The sequence below is a fragment of the Lelliottia sp. 489 genome (assembly GCF_050435885.1).
GTDB classification, from domain to species: domain Bacteria; phylum Pseudomonadota; class Gammaproteobacteria; order Enterobacterales; family Enterobacteriaceae; genus Enterobacter; species Enterobacter nimipressuralis.
On sequence record NZ_JBNDLC010000002.1, the window covers coordinates 250,393 to 266,148 of the forward strand.

The window sequence follows — 15,756 nt, forward strand, 5'->3', positions numbered from 1 at the left end:
TTTTAATGTTTCCCTCACGCTTGTCGGCTAAGGGTATCAGACCGCAGACTTACGCGTTCTTCAGCACTTCACTCACAATCTCAACCGCTTCTTTTTCAATCAGCTTACGGTGTTCGTCGCCGAGGAAGCTTTCGCAGTAGATTTTGTACGCATCTTCCGTACCGGACGGACGCGCGGCGAACCAGCCGTTATCTGTCATCACTTTCAGACCGCCGATTGACGCACCGTTACCGGGTGCCGCCGTCAGACGTGCGGTGATCGGGTCGCCTGCCAGCGTGTTAGCGCTCACCATCTCTGGAGAGAGCTTAGACAGCGCGGCTTTCTGTGCGGAGGTCGCACCGGCCTGAATACGGTTATAGCTTGGCGCACCAAAGCGAGCCGCCAGCTCGTTGTAGTGCTCCTGCGGGTTTTTGCCGGTGACGGCGGTGATTTCCGCGGCCAGCAGGCACATGATGATCCCGTCTTTATCCGTCGACCACGGCGTACCGTCGAAACGCAGGAAGGATGCACCCGCGCTCTCTTCGCCGCCAAAACCAAAGCTGCCGTCGTGCAGACCGTCAACGAACCATTTGAAGCCCACTGGCACTTCCACCAGCTTACGGCCCAGATCGTTCACCACGCGGTCAATCATCGCGGAGGAGACCAGCGTTTTACCGACAGCCACCTCTTTACCCCACTGTGGGCGATGCTGGAACAGATAGTTAATCGCCACAGCCAGGTAGTGGTTCGGATTCATCAGGCCCGCAGGAGTAACGATACCGTGGCGGTCATAGTCCGGGTCGTTGGCAAAGGCCAGATCGAACTTATCGCGCAGGGCCAGCAGACCCGCCATCGCGCACTCGGAGGAGCAGTCCATGCGGATTGCGCCATCTTTATCGAGGTGCATAAAGCGGAACGTCTGATCGACCTGATCGTTAACGATAGTCAGATCCAGCTTGTAGAATTCGGCAATGCGCTTCCAGTATTCGATACCGGAACCGCCGAGCGGATCCACGCCCAGCTTCAGGCCCGCTTTCTGAATCGCGGCGATATCAACGATATCGGCCAGCCCTTCGATGAACGGCTGAACCAGATCCAGCTCTTTCACGTGACCGGAAGCCATCGCCGCATCCAGAGAGATACGTTTTACGCCTTTCAGGCCGTCAGCCAGCAGCGCGTTGGCGCGGTCTTCGACCACTTTGGTGACATTGGTATCAGCCGGGCCACCGTTGGGTGGATTGTATTTGATACCGCCATCGTCCGGCGGGTTGTGCGAAGGGGTGATGACGATACCGTCAGCCTGCGCGCCACCTTTTTTGTTGTGCACCAGAATCGCGTTTGAGACCGCAGGCGTCGGGGTGAAGCCGTTGTCTTCCTGCACGATGACATCCACACCGTTTGCCGCCAGCACTTCCAGCACGGAAATGAACGCCGGTTCGGACAGCGCGTGGGTGTCTTTCCCGACATAGCACGGACCGGTAACGCCATTTTTAGCGCGCTCTTCCGCGATGGCCTGAGCAATGGCCAGAATATGCGGTTCGTTAAAGCTATGGCGCGCCGCGCTGCCGCGGTGGCCAGACGTACCAAACTTCACTGCGTGTTCTGCGTTGCCCACTTCCGGCTTCAGTACGTAGTACTGCGCGGTGAGTTGAGCGACGTTAATCAAATCGCTTTGTTGTGCAGGCTGACCCGCACGATCGTGATTTGCCATTGCCTGGTCCTTCCTGTGCAAGGGTTAAATGGTACCGCAAACCTTTTCAATCAATTCCGCCGGGAATTGCATCGACTGCATGATGTGTTCGACCATGCTGCATTTGCGTCCGGTGTTGGTATTGGTGATCACCCAGTACGGCGTACCAGGGACATGTTTAGGTTTGGTTTGATTGCCGTTGGCAAGCAGCGTCTGTTCGTCGCCCGCGAAGTAGACGCGGGTACGGCCATGAAGCGAATCAGTGGCTTCAGCAAACGCTTTGTTATCCAGTGAATAGAGTGTAGACAGCACCAGCATAAAGCGGTTAACCGCTTTTTTCTGCTCGGCGTATTCGTCGGAAAGCAGCAGTTCACGCACCGCGCGTACTTTGTCTTTCACCGGAGCCACTGTTTTCGCTTCCGCGACCACATTTGGCTGACGAACCTCTTTAGAAACCGGAGTTGCAGGCTGTGAGGCGGCGGAAAATTTCAGCATGCGCCGTAAAATGTCTGATGCACTCTCGCCAATATGTCGCGTGTGGCTGGCAATATACTGATAGAGCTCATCATCAACTTCGATTGTTTTCATCTTAATCCAGTGCAATATCTTATCTGAATACAAGTCGTTGGGATTATAAGGGCTAATCCCAACCGCGGATAGGGTCAAACCTGGGTGGCGGCAAAAGTCAGATTAAACTGGAACCTTGCAGCCGGGCGGCAGAATGGTCAACATAATACCCTAACCTGACATACGTAAAAAAAGAACTTTGCCATGAAATTGAATAGCCGAGCGCAATCTGCACAATCGCCGAACAATAATTCTCCCATCGTACTGGTTCATGGCCTCTTTGGCAGCCTGGATAATCTGGGCGTTCTGGCCCGCGATCTGGTGGCCGATCGCGATATTTTGCAGGTGGATATGCGTAACCACGGGCTTTCCGAGCGCAGCCCGGAGATGACTTACAGCGCGATGGCCCAGGATCTGCTGGATACTCTCGATGCGAATCAGATTGAAAAAGCGACGCTGATTGGCCATTCCATGGGCGGCAAAGCGGTGATGGCCATGACGGCGCTGGCACCGGAGCGTATCGATCAGCTGGTGGTGATTGATGTCGCCCCGGTGGATTATGACGTGCGTCGCCACGACGAGATCTTTGCGGCGATTAATGCCGTGACCGAGGCCGGCGTGTCTACACGCCAGCAGGCCGCAGCCATCATGCGTGAACATCTGGATGAAGAAGGCGTGGTGCAGTTCCTGCTGAAATCTTTCGTCGATGGCGCATGGCGGTTTAATGTGCCGGTGCTGTGGGATCAGTATCCTCAGATTGTCGGCTGGCAGACCGTTCCGGCCTGGCCACACCCTACCCTGTTTATTCGCGGCGGCAATTCTCCGTACGTCACCGACGCCTATCGCGATACGCTGCTGGCGCAATTCCCACAGGCGCGTGCGCATGTGATTGCCGGAGCCGGGCACTGGGTTCACGCTGAAAAACCCGAAGCCGTGCTGCGGGCGATCCGTCGCTATCTCTCTGATAAAGCGATTTGATTAAAAAGCCAGCGACCGGTTGCCCGCAGGCTACCAGTCGTTGGCGTGCAGGTATCCGTGATGTATGATGTCGCGCTCATCGCCCCGGCAATAGCAGGGCCGCTCGTTTTCCCCGAAGTCTCTGAATCATGGCCAAAGAACAAACGGACCGCACGACACTAGATCTGTTCGCGACTGAACGTCGACCGGGACGACCAAAAACCAATCCGCTTTCGCGTGATGAACAGTTGCGCATCAATAAGCGCAATCAGCTGAAACGCGACAAAAGTCGTGGGCTTAAACGCGTCGAGCTGAAACTCAACGCGGAGGCCGCCGACGCCTTAAGTGAACTGGCCGATGCCCGCGAGATCAGCCGCAGCGAGCTGATTGAAGAGATGCTAATGGCGCAGCTTCAGGCATGGCGCAGCACCAGGTGATCGTCTGAAAATCCCCTCAATTGTCCCTTTCATGTAGCACAGAGTGCAGTCCCGCGTGATAGCTGTTTCCGCAGACTTCTCTGTTCTGCTATGATTGCCCTTATCCGTGGACAATTTGCGCCACCATACCATTAAGTTTCAAGAGGTTATTTTACTCATGGCAATCATCGGCATTTTCTTCGGCAGCGATACCGGTAATACCGAAAACATCGCAAAAAACATTCAAAAACAGCTTGGTAAAGACGTTGCCGACGTACATGACATTGCTAAGAGCAGCAAAGAGGATCTCGAAGGTTACGATATTCTGCTGCTTGGCATTCCAACCTGGTACTACGGCGAAGCACAGTGTGACTGGGATGATTTCTTCCCGACGCTGGAAGACGTGGATTTCAACGGTAAACTCGTTGCCCTCTTCGGCTGCGGTGACCAGGAAGACTACGCGGAATACTTCTGTGATGCACTGGGCACCATCCGCGACATCATTGAACCGCGCGGCGCGGCAATCGTCGGTCACTGGCCAACGGCGGGTTATCATTTCGAAGCCTCTAAAGGCCTGGCCGATGACGACCACTTTGTCGGTCTGGCTATCGACGAAGACCGTCAGCCAGAACTGACCGCTGAGCGCGTCGACAAGTGGGTAAAACAGATCCGCGAAGAGCTGCACCTCGACGACATCCTGAACGCATAATGCAGTGATGAGGTGCAACTTACTACGTTGCACCTCATTGATAGATAATACCGATTAAAATAATTGCTACAAATTTTTAACTTTCGTGTTCATACCTGTACAATGTCCCCGGGTTAAAGTGGATGCCATCCAACAAGTTTGTTGGTGATACCACGTTTTTATAAGCATACTTTGCTTGAGACTTGCAGTTTTCATTTAGGCATGGCAGTTCTATAATGAGACGCATTATCCCAACTGCATTTTCTGTCACTTCTTCTAAGGAAGTGAATCGTTTAGCAACAGGACAGATTCCGCATGACTGACAACAATACCGCATTAAAGAAGGCTGGCCTGAAAGTTACGCTTCCTCGTTTAAAAATCCTGGAAGTTCTGCAAGGGCCGGACAACCATCACGTCAGTGCGGAAGACTTATACAAACGTCTGATCGACATGGGCGAAGAGATTGGACTGGCGACCGTATACCGCGTTCTGAACCAGTTCGATGACGCCGGGATTGTCACCCGCCATAATTTCGAAGGCGGTAAATCCGTTTTTGAACTGACGCAACAGCATCATCACGATCACCTGATTTGCCTCGACTGTGGCAAGGTGATTGAATTCAGCGATGACTCTATCGAAGCACGTCAACGTGAAATCGCCACCCGACATGGCATCCGTCTGACCAACCACAGCCTGTACCTGTATGGTCATTGTGCTGAAGGCGATTGCCGCGAAAACGAGCACGCACACGATACCAAATAATCGTGTTACAAACTCTGAGCCAACCTGACGGTTGGCTTTTTTTTTGCCTGCAATAAATGCAAAAACGCCCAGCAAGCTTTCGCGGCCGGGCGCTGAATACAACGAATTACTGTGCGTTGTTACTGCGAATCTCTTTCCAGATCTGATCGCAACGTTTTGCCACTTCCTGATCGTTACCGGTTTTACGCGCCTGAATGCAGGCCTGATAATCCATCACGCGGATGTTTTCCTGCGTCGCGAACTGCTCATGGGCTTTCTCTTTCTTCAGCACCGTCAGTACGCTCTGACAGGCTTCGATTTTTTCCGGCGAGCCTTCAGCGGTGTTAATGCAGGTGCTGTAAGCCTCTTTCAGGCGAGAATCTTCTTTCTGTGCCTGAGGTTGTGCGCAGGCGGTCAGTCCTGCGGCCAGCACAGCAACGAATGCGATTTTCTTCAACATGTCGGTCTCCATTCCGGCGGGAGTGATCCCGCCAGATCGTTCATCAGAAGATGGTGAAAGGTGCGATAACCATGAATTTCACGTCACGCTCATCCTGGAAGATGTTGCCGTAACCGCCCGAGTAGCTCGGAATATCGGAGTGGTTGTCGTATTGCGTGAAGTGCAGTTTGAACATGGTGCCTTTGGCGCGACCATCCTGCAGGGTATACATTGCATCCAGGCTGTATGAAGACTCTTTCAGACGATAGTTTGGATCGTAGTAAGCATCTGGCGTCGCCATGTCAGCTGGCTTCGCGTCCCATGCGTAGGCGTAAGATGCGCCCACCGCCCAGCCCGGCAGATTCCAGTTTTTAAGGTCATACATCGCGCCGAAGAAGAGCGCTTTTTCGCCGTCGGCGTTGAAGTCAGAACGGTTATCCCACCAGATATCCAGACGACCGTTAGACGAGGCGTAGGTTGGGGTCATACGCTGCAGGAAATAGCCCTGCTGCCCTTCCGCTTTAACGTAAGTTCCTTCAAGGCGTAAATCTACCTGACCAATTTTGTAGCCGAAGGTCAGAGCCTGCAGCCATGCGGTGCCGTCATACAGATCGTTTACGCCGCCATCGCTGACTTTGTCCCGCGTACCGTAGAACTGATAGCTGGTGGTCAGCGGGCCGCCAACGATATCGAATTTGTAGCTGGCTTTGGCGAAGTACTGATCGACGTAACCTTCTGCCTGACCGAATGCCGCTTCCAGTACCAGATCATTTTTGAAGTCATATTTCGCGCCGAGTGAGTGCAGATATTCCACCCGCGTCTTTTTATCGTTCTGGTAGAACTTGTCCATCTCGATGTGCCACGGCGCTTTGTACTCGTTGGTCCACATGTACGAGAAGCTCAACGCACCAGCGTCGCCATAATCAAAGTTCGCCCCGGCTTCTGCGCCCTGGTAAGTACCCGGCATGAAGCTCCAGTGCGGTGCTAACAGAGTCTGGCCGGTTGGCTGAATATAACCGCCGCGCGCCCATACCGGACCGTATTTAAATTTGGCCGCCGCTTTATACAGGCTTATACCGCTCTTATCGCCCGACCAGTCTTCTTTGTAAGCTTTATTACTGGAGGAGAATGCGATTTCGTTCGGGTGTGCGCTATCGCCGTTTTCCGCCATTTCAATGGCAGTAAACGCGGCAATATCCAGGCCAAACATATCAGCGGCATAACCGGACTGGAAATCCAGGTTGGCGTTCCAGGTGGAGTGAGAAAGGTTTGTTTTATATTTGTTTTCGGTGACGTCTTTACGGTCACGTTCACGTTGCCAGTAATAAATACCGCCCGTGAGCGTTGAATCATCAATAAAGCCTGCTGCCTGAGCCTGCGGAGCCGCGATAAATCCCGACACTGCTGTCACACCGGCGATAGCCAGCGCCAGCGCACTACGTTTGCCACTGAACGTACGCATAGATTGTTCCTCTTTGACGAATAAAAGCGCCTTAAACGGCGAAAAATCTAAAAGACCAAATGGTCAGGGGTAGTCTGTAATACCCTCGAATTAACTACCGCCTTTAGACTATTTTTCGCGACGCGAATTATCAATGCTTTTCAGTGGGCAAAATGCAGGATTATGACGAAGTGCACATAATTGGTAGTGATTTGAAACATATCACTCGGGACAAGGCTTAATCAGAAAAAAATGGTTAAATTCAGTAGGTAATGATAATTGATAGCGCTTACATACTTTAATTTCGCTTATTTCACGTTACGCGAAACTTTATTAAAAAAAATAAGTAGCAGCTCATTGACGTGTAAATTTAATGTTAAAAATAGACGCGAAAAGTAAAAGCATGATCGATAAGCAAAAAAAACGCCGCGTTATGCGGCGTTTGTCTCTCATTGACCAGGCTTACTCGCCAATCTTGGCCCAGGTGTCACGCAAACCGACGGTACGGTTAAACACCAGTTTGGTAGCGGTTGCATAACGGCTGTCGAGGCAGAAGTAACCTTCACGCTCGAACTGATACGCTTTACCTGCTTCGGCCGTTTTCAGGGAAGGTTCTGCATAGCCCTGTTTAATGACCAATGATTCCTGGTTGATGGTCGCCAGGAAATCCTCTGCTGCGCCTGGATTAGGAACGCTGAACAGACGATCGTAAAGACGAATTTCAACCGGCAGTGCGTGTGCCGCGCTGACCCAGTGAATGACGCCCTTCACTTTGCGTCCGTCCGCCGGATCCTTGCTCAGGGTCTCGGCGTCGTAAGTGCAGTAGATGGTCGTGATGTTGCCTTCAGCGTCTTTTTCTACGCGCTCAGCTTTGATCACGTACGCGTTGCGCAGGCGAACTTCTTTGCCCAGCACCAGACGTTTGTACTGCTTGTTCGCTTCTTCACGGAAGTCGGCGCGATCGATCCAGATCTCCGCGCTGAACGGCACTTCACGGCTGCCCATTTCCGGCTTGCTCGGATGGTTAGGCATAGTGACCTGCTCGCTTTCACCCTGCGGGTAGTTTTCGATGACCAGTTTAACGGGATCGATAACCGCCATTGCGCGCGGGGCGTTTTCGTTCAGATCTTCGCGAATACAGGACTCCAGAGAGGCCATCTCAATGGTGTTGTCCTGCTTGGTCACGCCGATACGTTTGATGAACTCGCGAATAGAGGCCGCCGTGTAGCCGCGACGACGCAGACCGGAGATGGTCGGCATACGCGGGTCATCCCAGCCTTCAACGTGCTTGTCAGTCACCAGCAGGTTCAGCTTACGCTTGGACATCACGGTGTACTCCAGATTCAGACGAGAGAACTCGTACTGACGCGGATGCACAGGAATGGTGATGTTATCCAGCACCCAGTCGTACAAGCGACGGTTGTCCTGGAATTCCAGCGTACACAGAGAGTGCGTAATGCCTTCCAGCGCATCGCTGATGCAGTGGGTGAAGTCGTACATCGGGTAGATGCACCACTTGTTGCCGGTCTGGTGGTGTTCGGCAAATTTAATGCGATACAGCACCGGATCGCGCATCACGATGAACGGCGATGCCATATCTATTTTCGCACGCAGACAGGCTTTACCTTCCTCGAAGCCACCGGCACGCATTTTTTCGAACAGTGCGAGGTTCTCTTCGACGCTGCGATCGCGGAACGGGCTGTTTTTGCCCGGCGCAGTCAGCGAGCCACGGTATTCGCGGATTTCATCTGCAGACAGCTCATCAACGTAGGCCAGGCCTTTGTTGATCAGTTCAATCGCGTAGGCGTGCAGCTGATCAAAATAGTCCGAGGAGTAGCAGATATCGCCAGACCAGCTGAAGCCTAACCATTGCACGTCGTTCTTAATGGACTCAACGTATTCGATGTCTTCTTTTACCGGGTTGGTGTCATCGAAACGCAGGTTGCACTGGCCCTGGTAATCTTGCGCAATGCCGAAGTTCAGACAGATAGATTTCGCATGCCCAATATGCAGGTAGCCGTTTGGCTCCGGCGGGAAACGGGTATGAACTGTGGTGTGCTTACCACTGGCCAGATCTTCATCGATGATCTGGCGAATAAAGTTACTCGGGCGGGCTTCAGCCTCACTCATCGTGGATTCCTCAAAGCGTAAACAACGTATAACGGCATATGATCTTATAAGCAGGACGTAGTGACAACCTTTAGTTATGCAAAAAACGGCTTTGAAGTGAATATTGGGGAGGATTGCTGCAAAAAAAAGCGGCGGAGGATATCCCCCGCCGCTTAAGGCATGACTCTACTCAGGAGCGATTACTTGCCTTTAATCTCATACAGTGGCGTTTGACCGGCAACAACCTGACCTTTCGCCTGGAGAACCAGACCGCTAAAGTCGTCGATATTGCTGCAAACAACCGGGCTGATCATGGAGCGTGCATTGGCGTTCAGGAAGTCCAGATCCATTTCCAGAATCGGCTGACCTGCCACCACTTCGGCACCCTCTTCGACCAGACGCGTGAAGCCTTTACCGCCCAGGGCAACGGTGTCGATACCCATGTGGACTACGATCTCAGCGCCTTTCTCGGTTTCGAGGCAGAACGCATGGTTCGTGTTGAAGATTTTCACGATGGTACCGGCTGCTGGAGAGACCACGGTTTTTTCCGTTGGCTTCACGGCTACGCCGTCGCCGACAGCTTTGCTGGCGAACGCTTCATCAGGAACCTGCTCCAGGGCAACCACTTCACCGGTGACTGGAGAAACCAGCGCGGCGATGGTGGTGGCATTAGGAACAGCCTGCGGTTTAGCAGCAGCGGGGGCAGCGGCGACAGGTGCAGCTTCTGAAGCGGCTACCGGGCCAGTGGTTTTCATGGCGTTAGCGATTTTTTCTGCCACGAAGCCCACGATAATCTGCACGCTGGTTTTGTTCAGACGAATCACACCGGATGCGCCGAGACGTTTTGCCAGTGCTTCGTTAACCAGAGAAGAATCTTTGACGCTCAGGCGCAGACGCGTGATACAGGCGTCGATACCGGTCAGGTTGTCAGAACCGCCCACAGCGGCGATGTACTGACGCGCCAGACCTGCAACATCCTGCTCTTTGTCACCGCTCACATTCACGTCCTGACCATCTGCTTCGCTACCGGCAACAGCCAGTTCGCGACCAGGAGTCATCAGGTTGAATTTGGTGATAGTGAAGCGGAACACCACGTAGTAAATCACGAAGAACACCAGACCCTGAGGGATCAGCATCCACCAGTGCGTGGCCAGCGGGTTACGGGAAGAGAGAACCATATCCACCAGACCCGCACTGAAGCCGAAGCCTGCAATCCAGTGCATTGATGCGGCGATGAATACGGAGATACCGGTCAGCACTGCGTGGATAACGTACAGAACCGGTGCCACGAACATGAAGGAGAATTCCAGCGGCTCGGTGATACCTGTGAAGAAGGCCGCGAATGCGCCCGCCATCATGATACCCAGAACTTTTGCTTTGTTCTCTGGACGTGCGCAGTGGTAGATGGCCAGCGCTGCACCCGGCAGACCGAACATCATAATCGGGAAGAAGCCCGCCTGGTAACGACCTGTGATACCGACAACCGCTTTACCTGCTTCGATGGACTGTGCGCCGCCGAGGAAGTTAGGGATATCGTTAATACCTGCAACGTCAAACCAGAACACAGAGTTCAGCGCGTGGTGCAGACCGACCGGAATCAGCAGACGGTTGAAGAACGCGTAGATACCCGCCCCTGCAGAGCCGAGTTTCTGAATGTGTTCACCGAAGTTCACCAGACCGTCGAAGATCACCGGCCAGACGTACATCAGAATGAACGCCACGGCGATCATCACGAAGGAGGTCAGAATCGGCACCAGACGACGACCGCTGAAGAACGACAGCGCCTTCGGCAGCTCAACGCCGCTGAAGCGGTTGTACAGTTCCGCAGAGATGATACCCACCAGGATACCGACGAACTGGTTGCTGATCTTACCGAACGCGGCAGGCACCTGGTCCACCGGGATCTTCTGAATCATAGCAACCGCGGCCGGAGAACAGAGTGTGGTCAACACGAGGAAGCCCACAAAACCGGTCAGTGCTGCTGCACCGTCTTTATCTTTGGACATACCATAAGCGACACCTATCGCAAACAGTACAGACATATTGTCGATGATGGCGGAACCGGACTTGATGAACAGCGCCGCAAGCGCGTTATCACCACCCCAGCTAACCGGGTCAATCCAGTAACCCACACCCATCAGAATTGCTGCCGCCGGCAGCGTGGCGACCGGCACCATCAGTGCGCGACCAACCTTTTGTAAATAACCTAGAATACTCACTTGTGCTTCCCCCTATGAGACCCCGTTTAAGGCACGTTCTCAGCTGTTTTTTATTGTGTCACTAACTTATCAATACAGTTGATGAATCACTGGCATTCTGAGTGTGTGAAAAATTAATTCGTATCGCAAATTAAATGCATACTTTTTGTGAGTTTTGTCACCAAATATCGTTATTAACCCTCCCTTTTGCTGGCTAACAGTGAAAACTTATTTTATCATTCAAAAAATCAAGTCGGATTGCCCCCTGCCTCGCGTGATCCAGGTTACGCTTATTTCAGGTCAAGGCGCGCCATCCGCCCACTTTTTTTAACTTTAACTTTAGAGGTGAACAATGAGACTGATTCCCCTGGCGACTGCTGAACAAGTCGGTAAATGGGCTGCACGCCATATCGTTAACCGCATCAACGCGTTCAAACCTACTGCCGATCGTCCTTTCGTTCTGGGTCTGCCAACCGGTGGCACACCACTGACCGCGTATAAAGCTCTGGTCGAAATGCATAAATCAGGCCAGGTTAGCTTCAAACACGTTGTCACCTTCAACATGGACGAATACGTCGGCCTGCCGAAGGAGCACCCGGAGAGCTACCATAGCTTCATGCACCGTAATTTCTTTGATCACGTTGATATCCCAGCTGAAAATATTAACCTGCTGAATGGCAACGCGCCTGATATTGACGCAGAATGCCGCCAGTACGAAGAAAAAATCCGCTCTTATGGCAAAATCAACCTGTTCATGGGCGGCGTAGGCAACGACGGTCACATCGCGTTCAACGAACCGGCCTCTTCTCTGGCGTCTCGCACCCGTATTAAAACCCTGACCCATGACACCCGCGTGGCAAACTCTCGCTTCTTTGATGGCGACGTAAGCCAGGTGCCAAAATACGCCCTGACCGTTGGCGTGGGCACCCTGCTGGATGCCGAAGAAGTGATGATTCTGGTGCTGGGTAATGTGAAAGCACAGGCACTGCAAGCCGCCGTTGAAGGCAACGTTAACCACATGTGGACCATCAGCTGCCTGCAGCTGCATCCGAAAGCCGTTGTGGTGTGCGATGAACCGTCTACCATGGAACTGAAAGTGAAGACGCTGAAATACTTCAACGAGTTAGAAGCTGAAAACATTAAAGGTCTGTAATTGATGAGCCGCCTCTTCCCTGAGAGGCGGTCGATTTTTTAAACCGGGGGTCGTTATGTACGCTTTAACCCACGGTCGGATTTATACCGGCCATGAAATTCTGGATGACCATGCGATTGTTATCGCCAATGGCCTGATTGAACGTGTCTGCCCGCAGGCTGAATTACCGCCAGAGATCGAACAGCGCTCACTCAATGGAGCAATCATCTCCCCCGGTTTTATCGACGTCCAGCTTAACGGCTGCGGCGGCGTGCAGTTCAATGACACGCCAGAGGCGGTCACGGTTGAAACGCTGGAGATCATGCAGAAAGCCAATGAGAAATCAGGCTGCACCAGCTATCTGCCAACGCTGATTACTTCCGATGACAACCTGATGAAGCGAGGTATCCGCGTGATGCGTGAATACCTGGCGAAATATCCGCATCAGGCGCTGGGTCTGCACCTTGAAGGCCCCTGGCTGAACATTGTGAAGAAAGGCACCCACAACCCGAATTACGTGCGCAAGCCAGACCCCGAGCTGGTCGACTTCATGTGCGCTAATGCCGATGTGATCACCAAAGTCACGTTGGCACCGGAAATGACCGGGCCAGATGTGATCAGCAAACTGGCGGCGTCAGGCATCGTCGTTTCTGCGGGCCACTCCAATGCGACACTCGCCGAAGCGAAAACCGGTTTCCGCGCAGGCATTACTTTTGCGACGCACCTTTATAATGCCATGCCGTACATTACGGGCCGCGAACCTGGGCTGGTCGGTGCGATTCTTGATGAGCCGGACGTTTACTGTGGCATTATTGCTGATGGCCTGCATGTGGACTACACCAACATCCGCAACGCGAAACGCCTGAAAGGCGATAAGCTGTGCCTGGTCACCGATGCTACCGCACCGGCAGGGGCAAATATTGAACAGTTCATTTTTGCTGGTAAAACAATATACTACCGCAATGGACTGTGCGTAGATGAGAACGGAACGCTGAGCGGCTCTGCGCTGACGATGATCGAAGGGGTTCGTAACCTGGTTGAACATTGCGGCATTGCGCTGGACGAAGTGCTGCGTATGGCAACACTCTACCCGGCTCGCGCGATCGGCGTGGACAAACAGCTGGGCGGTATCGCACCGGGCATGGTGGCAAACCTCACCGCCTTCACGCGCGATTATAAAATTATTAAGACCATCGTTAATGGTAACGAGGTCGTCACTGAGTAAGTAAAAGTATGACATCTGGCGGACAAGCTCAAATTGGTAATGTTGACCTCGTTAAACAACTCAACAGTGCGGCTGTTTATCGCCTGATTGACCAGCATGGTCCAATCTCGCGTATTCAGATCGCCGAACAGAGCCAGCTTGCCCCCGCCAGTGTGACCAAAATCACGCGTCAGCTGATTGAGCGCGGATTGATCAAAGAAGTCGATCAGCAGGCCTCCACCGGGGGCCGCCGCGCCATCTCCATCATTACCGAAACCCGCAATTTCCACGCCATCGGCGTACGTCTTGGCCGTCACGACACCACGCTCACCCTGTACGATCTGAGCAGCAAAGTGGTGGCGGAAGAGCACTATCCCCTGCCCGAACGTACTCAGGAGACGCTTGAACACGCGCTGCTTAATACCATCGCGCAGTTTATTGACAGCTGCCAGCGTAAAATCCGCGAGCTGATCGCCATTTCAGTGATCCTGCCAGGTCTGGTCGACCCGGAGAGCGGCGTGATTCGCTATATGCCCCATATCCCGGTCGAAAACTGGGGGCTGGTCGGCGCGCTGGAAAAACGTTTCAACGTCACCTGTTATGTCGGCCACGATATTCGTAGCCTGGCGCTGGCGGAGCACTACTTTGGTGCGAGTCAGGATTGCGAAGACTCTATTCTGGTGCGCGTACACCGCGGTACCGGGGCCGGGATCATCTCCAACGGCCGCATTTTCATTGGCCGTAACGGCAACGTTGGTGAGATTGGCCATATTCAGGTCGACCCCCTCGGCGAGCGCTGCCACTGCGGTAATTTCGGTTGTCTGGAAACGGTCGCGGCCAATGCAGCGATTGAACACCGGGTGCGTCATCTGCTTGAACAGGGCTATCAGAGCCGTATCACCCTGGATGATTGCAAGATCAACACTATCTGCAAAGCGGCCAACAAAGGCGACGCCCTTGCCTGCGAAGTGATTGAGCAGGTCGGCCGCCACTTGGGTAAAACCATCGCCATCGCAATCAACCTGTTTAATCCGCAAAAAGTGGTGATTGCCGGTGAAATTACCGAAGCGGAAAAAGTGCTGCTTCCGGCCATCGAAGGCTGCATCAATACTCAGGCGCTGAAAGCCTTCCGCCAGAACCTCCCCGTCGTGCGCTCGACGCTCGATCACCGCTCCGCCATTGGTGCTTTTGCGCTGGTGAAACGCGCCATGCTTAACGGTCTGCTGCTCCAGCGTTTGCTGGAAAGCTAACAGCCCTTTATAGTTACGCCTTCTTTTTTTGAGATGCCAGGTAGTCCATGACCATTCAGAATGTGATTTGTGATATTGACGGCGTGCTGATGCACGATAACGTTGCGGTGCCCGGTGCCGCTGAGTTTCTGAACCGTATTCTGGAAAAGGGAATGCCGCTGGTTCTGCTGACTAACTATCCGTCGCAGACCGGCCAGGATCTGGCCAACCGCTTCGCCACCGCCGGTGTCGACGTGCCGGACAGCGTGTTTTACACCTCCGCCATGGCGACCGCCGACTTCCTGAAACGTCAGGAAGGGAAAAAGGCTTACGTGGTCGGGGAAGGCGCGCTGATCCATGAGCTGTATAAAGCCGGATTCACCATCACCGATGTCAACCCGGATTTCGTCATCGTGGGTGAGACCCGTTCATTTAACTGGGAAATGATGCACAAAGCCGCCTATTTTGTGGCAACAGGCGCGCGCTTTATTGCCACCAACCCGGATACCCACGGGCGCGGATATTACCCGGCGTGCGGCGCGCTCTGCGCGGGCATCGAGAAAATCTCTGGCCGTAAACCTTTCGTGGTAGGCAAACCTAGCCCGTGGATTGTGCGCGCGGCGCTCAACAAAATGCAGGCCCACTCCGAGCAAACGGTGATCGTCGGCGATAACCTGCGTACGGATATTCTGGCCGGTTTCCAGGCCGGGCTTGAAACGATCCTTGTGCTCTCGGGCGTCTCCACCCTGGATGACATTGACGCTATGCCTTTCAGGCCGAGCTGGATTTACCCGTCGGTTGCTGAAATCGACGTTATCTGACGAAAAACCACGCCGCTGAGCGTGGTTTCTCATTTTCAGGCCTTAAAAACGCAACGCCATCTAATAAAAAACGCCATCCATTGCATAATCATCAATAAATCTGCTCACGATATACTCTTTTTTCAACATTCAGCAATGACTGTTG

The 15,756-nt window shown here is 53.3% G+C and carries 14 protein-coding genes; 8 read left to right on the forward strand and 6 right to left on the reverse strand.

Features of this window, described 5'->3' with window-relative positions:
- Positions 1-49 precede the first annotated feature (49 nt).
- Together pgm and seqA are read right to left on the reverse strand one after the other, a co-directional pair.
- Positions 50-1,690 (reverse strand): phosphoglucomutase (alpha-D-glucose-1,6-bisphosphate-dependent), encoded by a 1,641-nt coding sequence (gene pgm / locus ABIE11_RS09230; protein ID WP_100777196.1) that lies wholly within the window; start codon positions 1,688-1,690, stop codon positions 50-52.
- A gap of 24 nt (positions 1,691-1,714) precedes the next feature.
- Entirely contained in the window at positions 1,715-2,257 is a 543-nt protein-coding gene (gene seqA, locus ABIE11_RS09235) for a replication initiation negative regulator SeqA (RefSeq protein WP_100777197.1), read from the reverse strand.
- A gap of 183 nt (positions 2,258-2,440) precedes the next feature.
- Here seqA and ybfF point away from each other — a divergent pair, with 183 nt between their 5' ends.
- From ybfF to fur, 4 genes are all read left to right on the forward strand, one after another.
- Positions 2,441-3,214 (forward strand): esterase, encoded by a 774-nt coding sequence (gene ybfF / locus ABIE11_RS09240; RefSeq protein WP_429184364.1) that lies wholly within the window; start codon positions 2,441-2,443, stop codon positions 3,212-3,214.
- Positions 3,215-3,342: 128 nt separating this feature from the next.
- A complete protein-coding gene (ybfE, locus tag ABIE11_RS09245; protein WP_102104162.1) occupies positions 3,343-3,630 on the forward strand; it encodes a LexA regulated protein in 288 nt (95 codons plus the stop codon).
- Positions 3,631-3,787: 157 nt separating this feature from the next.
- Positions 3,788-4,318 (forward strand): flavodoxin FldA, encoded by a 531-nt coding sequence (fldA, locus tag ABIE11_RS09250; RefSeq protein ID WP_429184365.1) that lies wholly within the window; start codon positions 3,788-3,790, stop codon positions 4,316-4,318.
- Between the two features lie 294 nt (positions 4,319-4,612).
- Entirely contained in the window at positions 4,613-5,059 is a 447-nt protein-coding gene (fur, locus tag ABIE11_RS09255; RefSeq protein WP_064325325.1) for a ferric iron uptake transcriptional regulator, read from the forward strand.
- A gap of 106 nt (positions 5,060-5,165) precedes the next feature.
- On the opposite strand, the gene chiQ is transcribed toward fur, so the two are convergent.
- The 4 genes from chiQ to nagE form a co-directional block, all read right to left on the reverse strand.
- Positions 5,166-5,495, reverse strand: a complete 330-nt coding sequence (gene chiQ / locus ABIE11_RS09260) for a ChiQ/YbfN family lipoprotein (RefSeq protein ID WP_100780751.1) — start codon at positions 5,493-5,495, stop codon at positions 5,166-5,168.
- Positions 5,496-5,541: 46 nt separating this feature from the next.
- Positions 5,542-6,939: a chitoporin ChiP gene (chiP, locus tag ABIE11_RS09265; RefSeq protein WP_429184366.1), complete on the reverse strand. Its 1,398-nt coding sequence runs from the start codon at positions 6,937-6,939 to the stop codon at positions 5,542-5,544.
- Positions 6,940-7,380: 441 nt separating this feature from the next.
- A complete protein-coding gene (glnS, locus tag ABIE11_RS09270) occupies positions 7,381-9,048 on the reverse strand; it encodes a glutamine--tRNA ligase (protein WP_231276560.1) in 1,668 nt (555 codons plus the stop codon).
- A 179-nt stretch (positions 9,049-9,227) separates the two neighbouring features.
- Positions 9,228-11,246 (reverse strand): N-acetylglucosamine-specific PTS transporter subunit IIBC, encoded by a 2,019-nt coding sequence (gene nagE / locus ABIE11_RS09275; RefSeq protein WP_102104164.1) that lies wholly within the window; start codon positions 11,244-11,246, stop codon positions 9,228-9,230.
- Positions 11,247-11,577: 331 nt separating this feature from the next.
- Between nagE and nagB the strand changes: the two genes are divergently transcribed.
- The 4 genes from nagB to ABIE11_RS09295 are packed head-to-tail and all read left to right on the forward strand — an operon-like array spanning position 11,578 to position 15,611.
- Complete coding sequence (gene nagB / locus ABIE11_RS09280) at positions 11,578-12,378, forward strand: glucosamine-6-phosphate deaminase (protein WP_100777205.1); 801 nt, start codon at positions 11,578-11,580, stop codon at positions 12,376-12,378.
- 55 nt (positions 12,379-12,433) lie between these two features.
- Positions 12,434-13,582, forward strand: coding sequence for an N-acetylglucosamine-6-phosphate deacetylase (gene nagA, locus ABIE11_RS09285; RefSeq protein WP_429184367.1), 1,149 nt, complete (start codon positions 12,434-12,436; stop codon positions 13,580-13,582).
- An 8-nt stretch (positions 13,583-13,590) separates the two neighbouring features.
- Positions 13,591-14,811, forward strand: coding sequence for a DNA-binding transcriptional regulator NagC (nagC, locus tag ABIE11_RS09290; protein ID WP_100777207.1), 1,221 nt, complete (start codon positions 13,591-13,593; stop codon positions 14,809-14,811).
- 47 nt (positions 14,812-14,858) lie between these two features.
- Entirely contained in the window at positions 14,859-15,611 is a 753-nt protein-coding gene (locus ABIE11_RS09295; protein ID WP_100777208.1) for an HAD-IIA family hydrolase, read from the forward strand.
- The last annotated feature ends 145 nt before the right edge of the window (positions 15,612-15,756 follow it).

Coding starts and splice junctions, on each gene's coding strand:
- seqA (WP_100777197.1), bottom strand. CDS start 2,257: ATGAAAACAATCGAAGTTGATGATGAGCTCTATCAGTATATTGCCAGC.
- ybfF (WP_429184364.1), top strand. CDS start 2,441: ATGAAATTGAATAGCCGAGCGCAATCTGCACAATCGCCGAACAATAAT.
- nagB (WP_100777205.1), top strand. CDS start 11,578: ATGAGACTGATTCCCCTGGCGACTGCTGAACAAGTCGGTAAATGGGCT.
- glnS (WP_231276560.1), bottom strand. CDS start 9,048: ATGAGTGAGGCTGAAGCCCGCCCGAGTAACTTTATTCGCCAGATCATC.
- ABIE11_RS09295 (WP_100777208.1), top strand. CDS start 14,859: ATGACCATTCAGAATGTGATTTGTGATATTGACGGCGTGCTGATGCAC.
- fur (WP_064325325.1), top strand. CDS start 4,613: ATGACTGACAACAATACCGCATTAAAGAAGGCTGGCCTGAAAGTTACG.
- ybfE (WP_102104162.1), top strand. CDS start 3,343: ATGGCCAAAGAACAAACGGACCGCACGACACTAGATCTGTTCGCGACT.
- nagA (WP_429184367.1), top strand. CDS start 12,434: ATGTACGCTTTAACCCACGGTCGGATTTATACCGGCCATGAAATTCTG.
- nagC (WP_100777207.1), top strand. CDS start 13,591: ATGACATCTGGCGGACAAGCTCAAATTGGTAATGTTGACCTCGTTAAA.
- pgm (WP_100777196.1), bottom strand. CDS start 1,690: ATGGCAAATCACGATCGTGCGGGTCAGCCTGCACAACAAAGCGATTTG.
- chiP (WP_429184366.1), bottom strand. CDS start 6,939: ATGCGTACGTTCAGTGGCAAACGTAGTGCGCTGGCGCTGGCTATCGCC.
- fldA (WP_429184365.1), top strand. CDS start 3,788: ATGGCAATCATCGGCATTTTCTTCGGCAGCGATACCGGTAATACCGAA.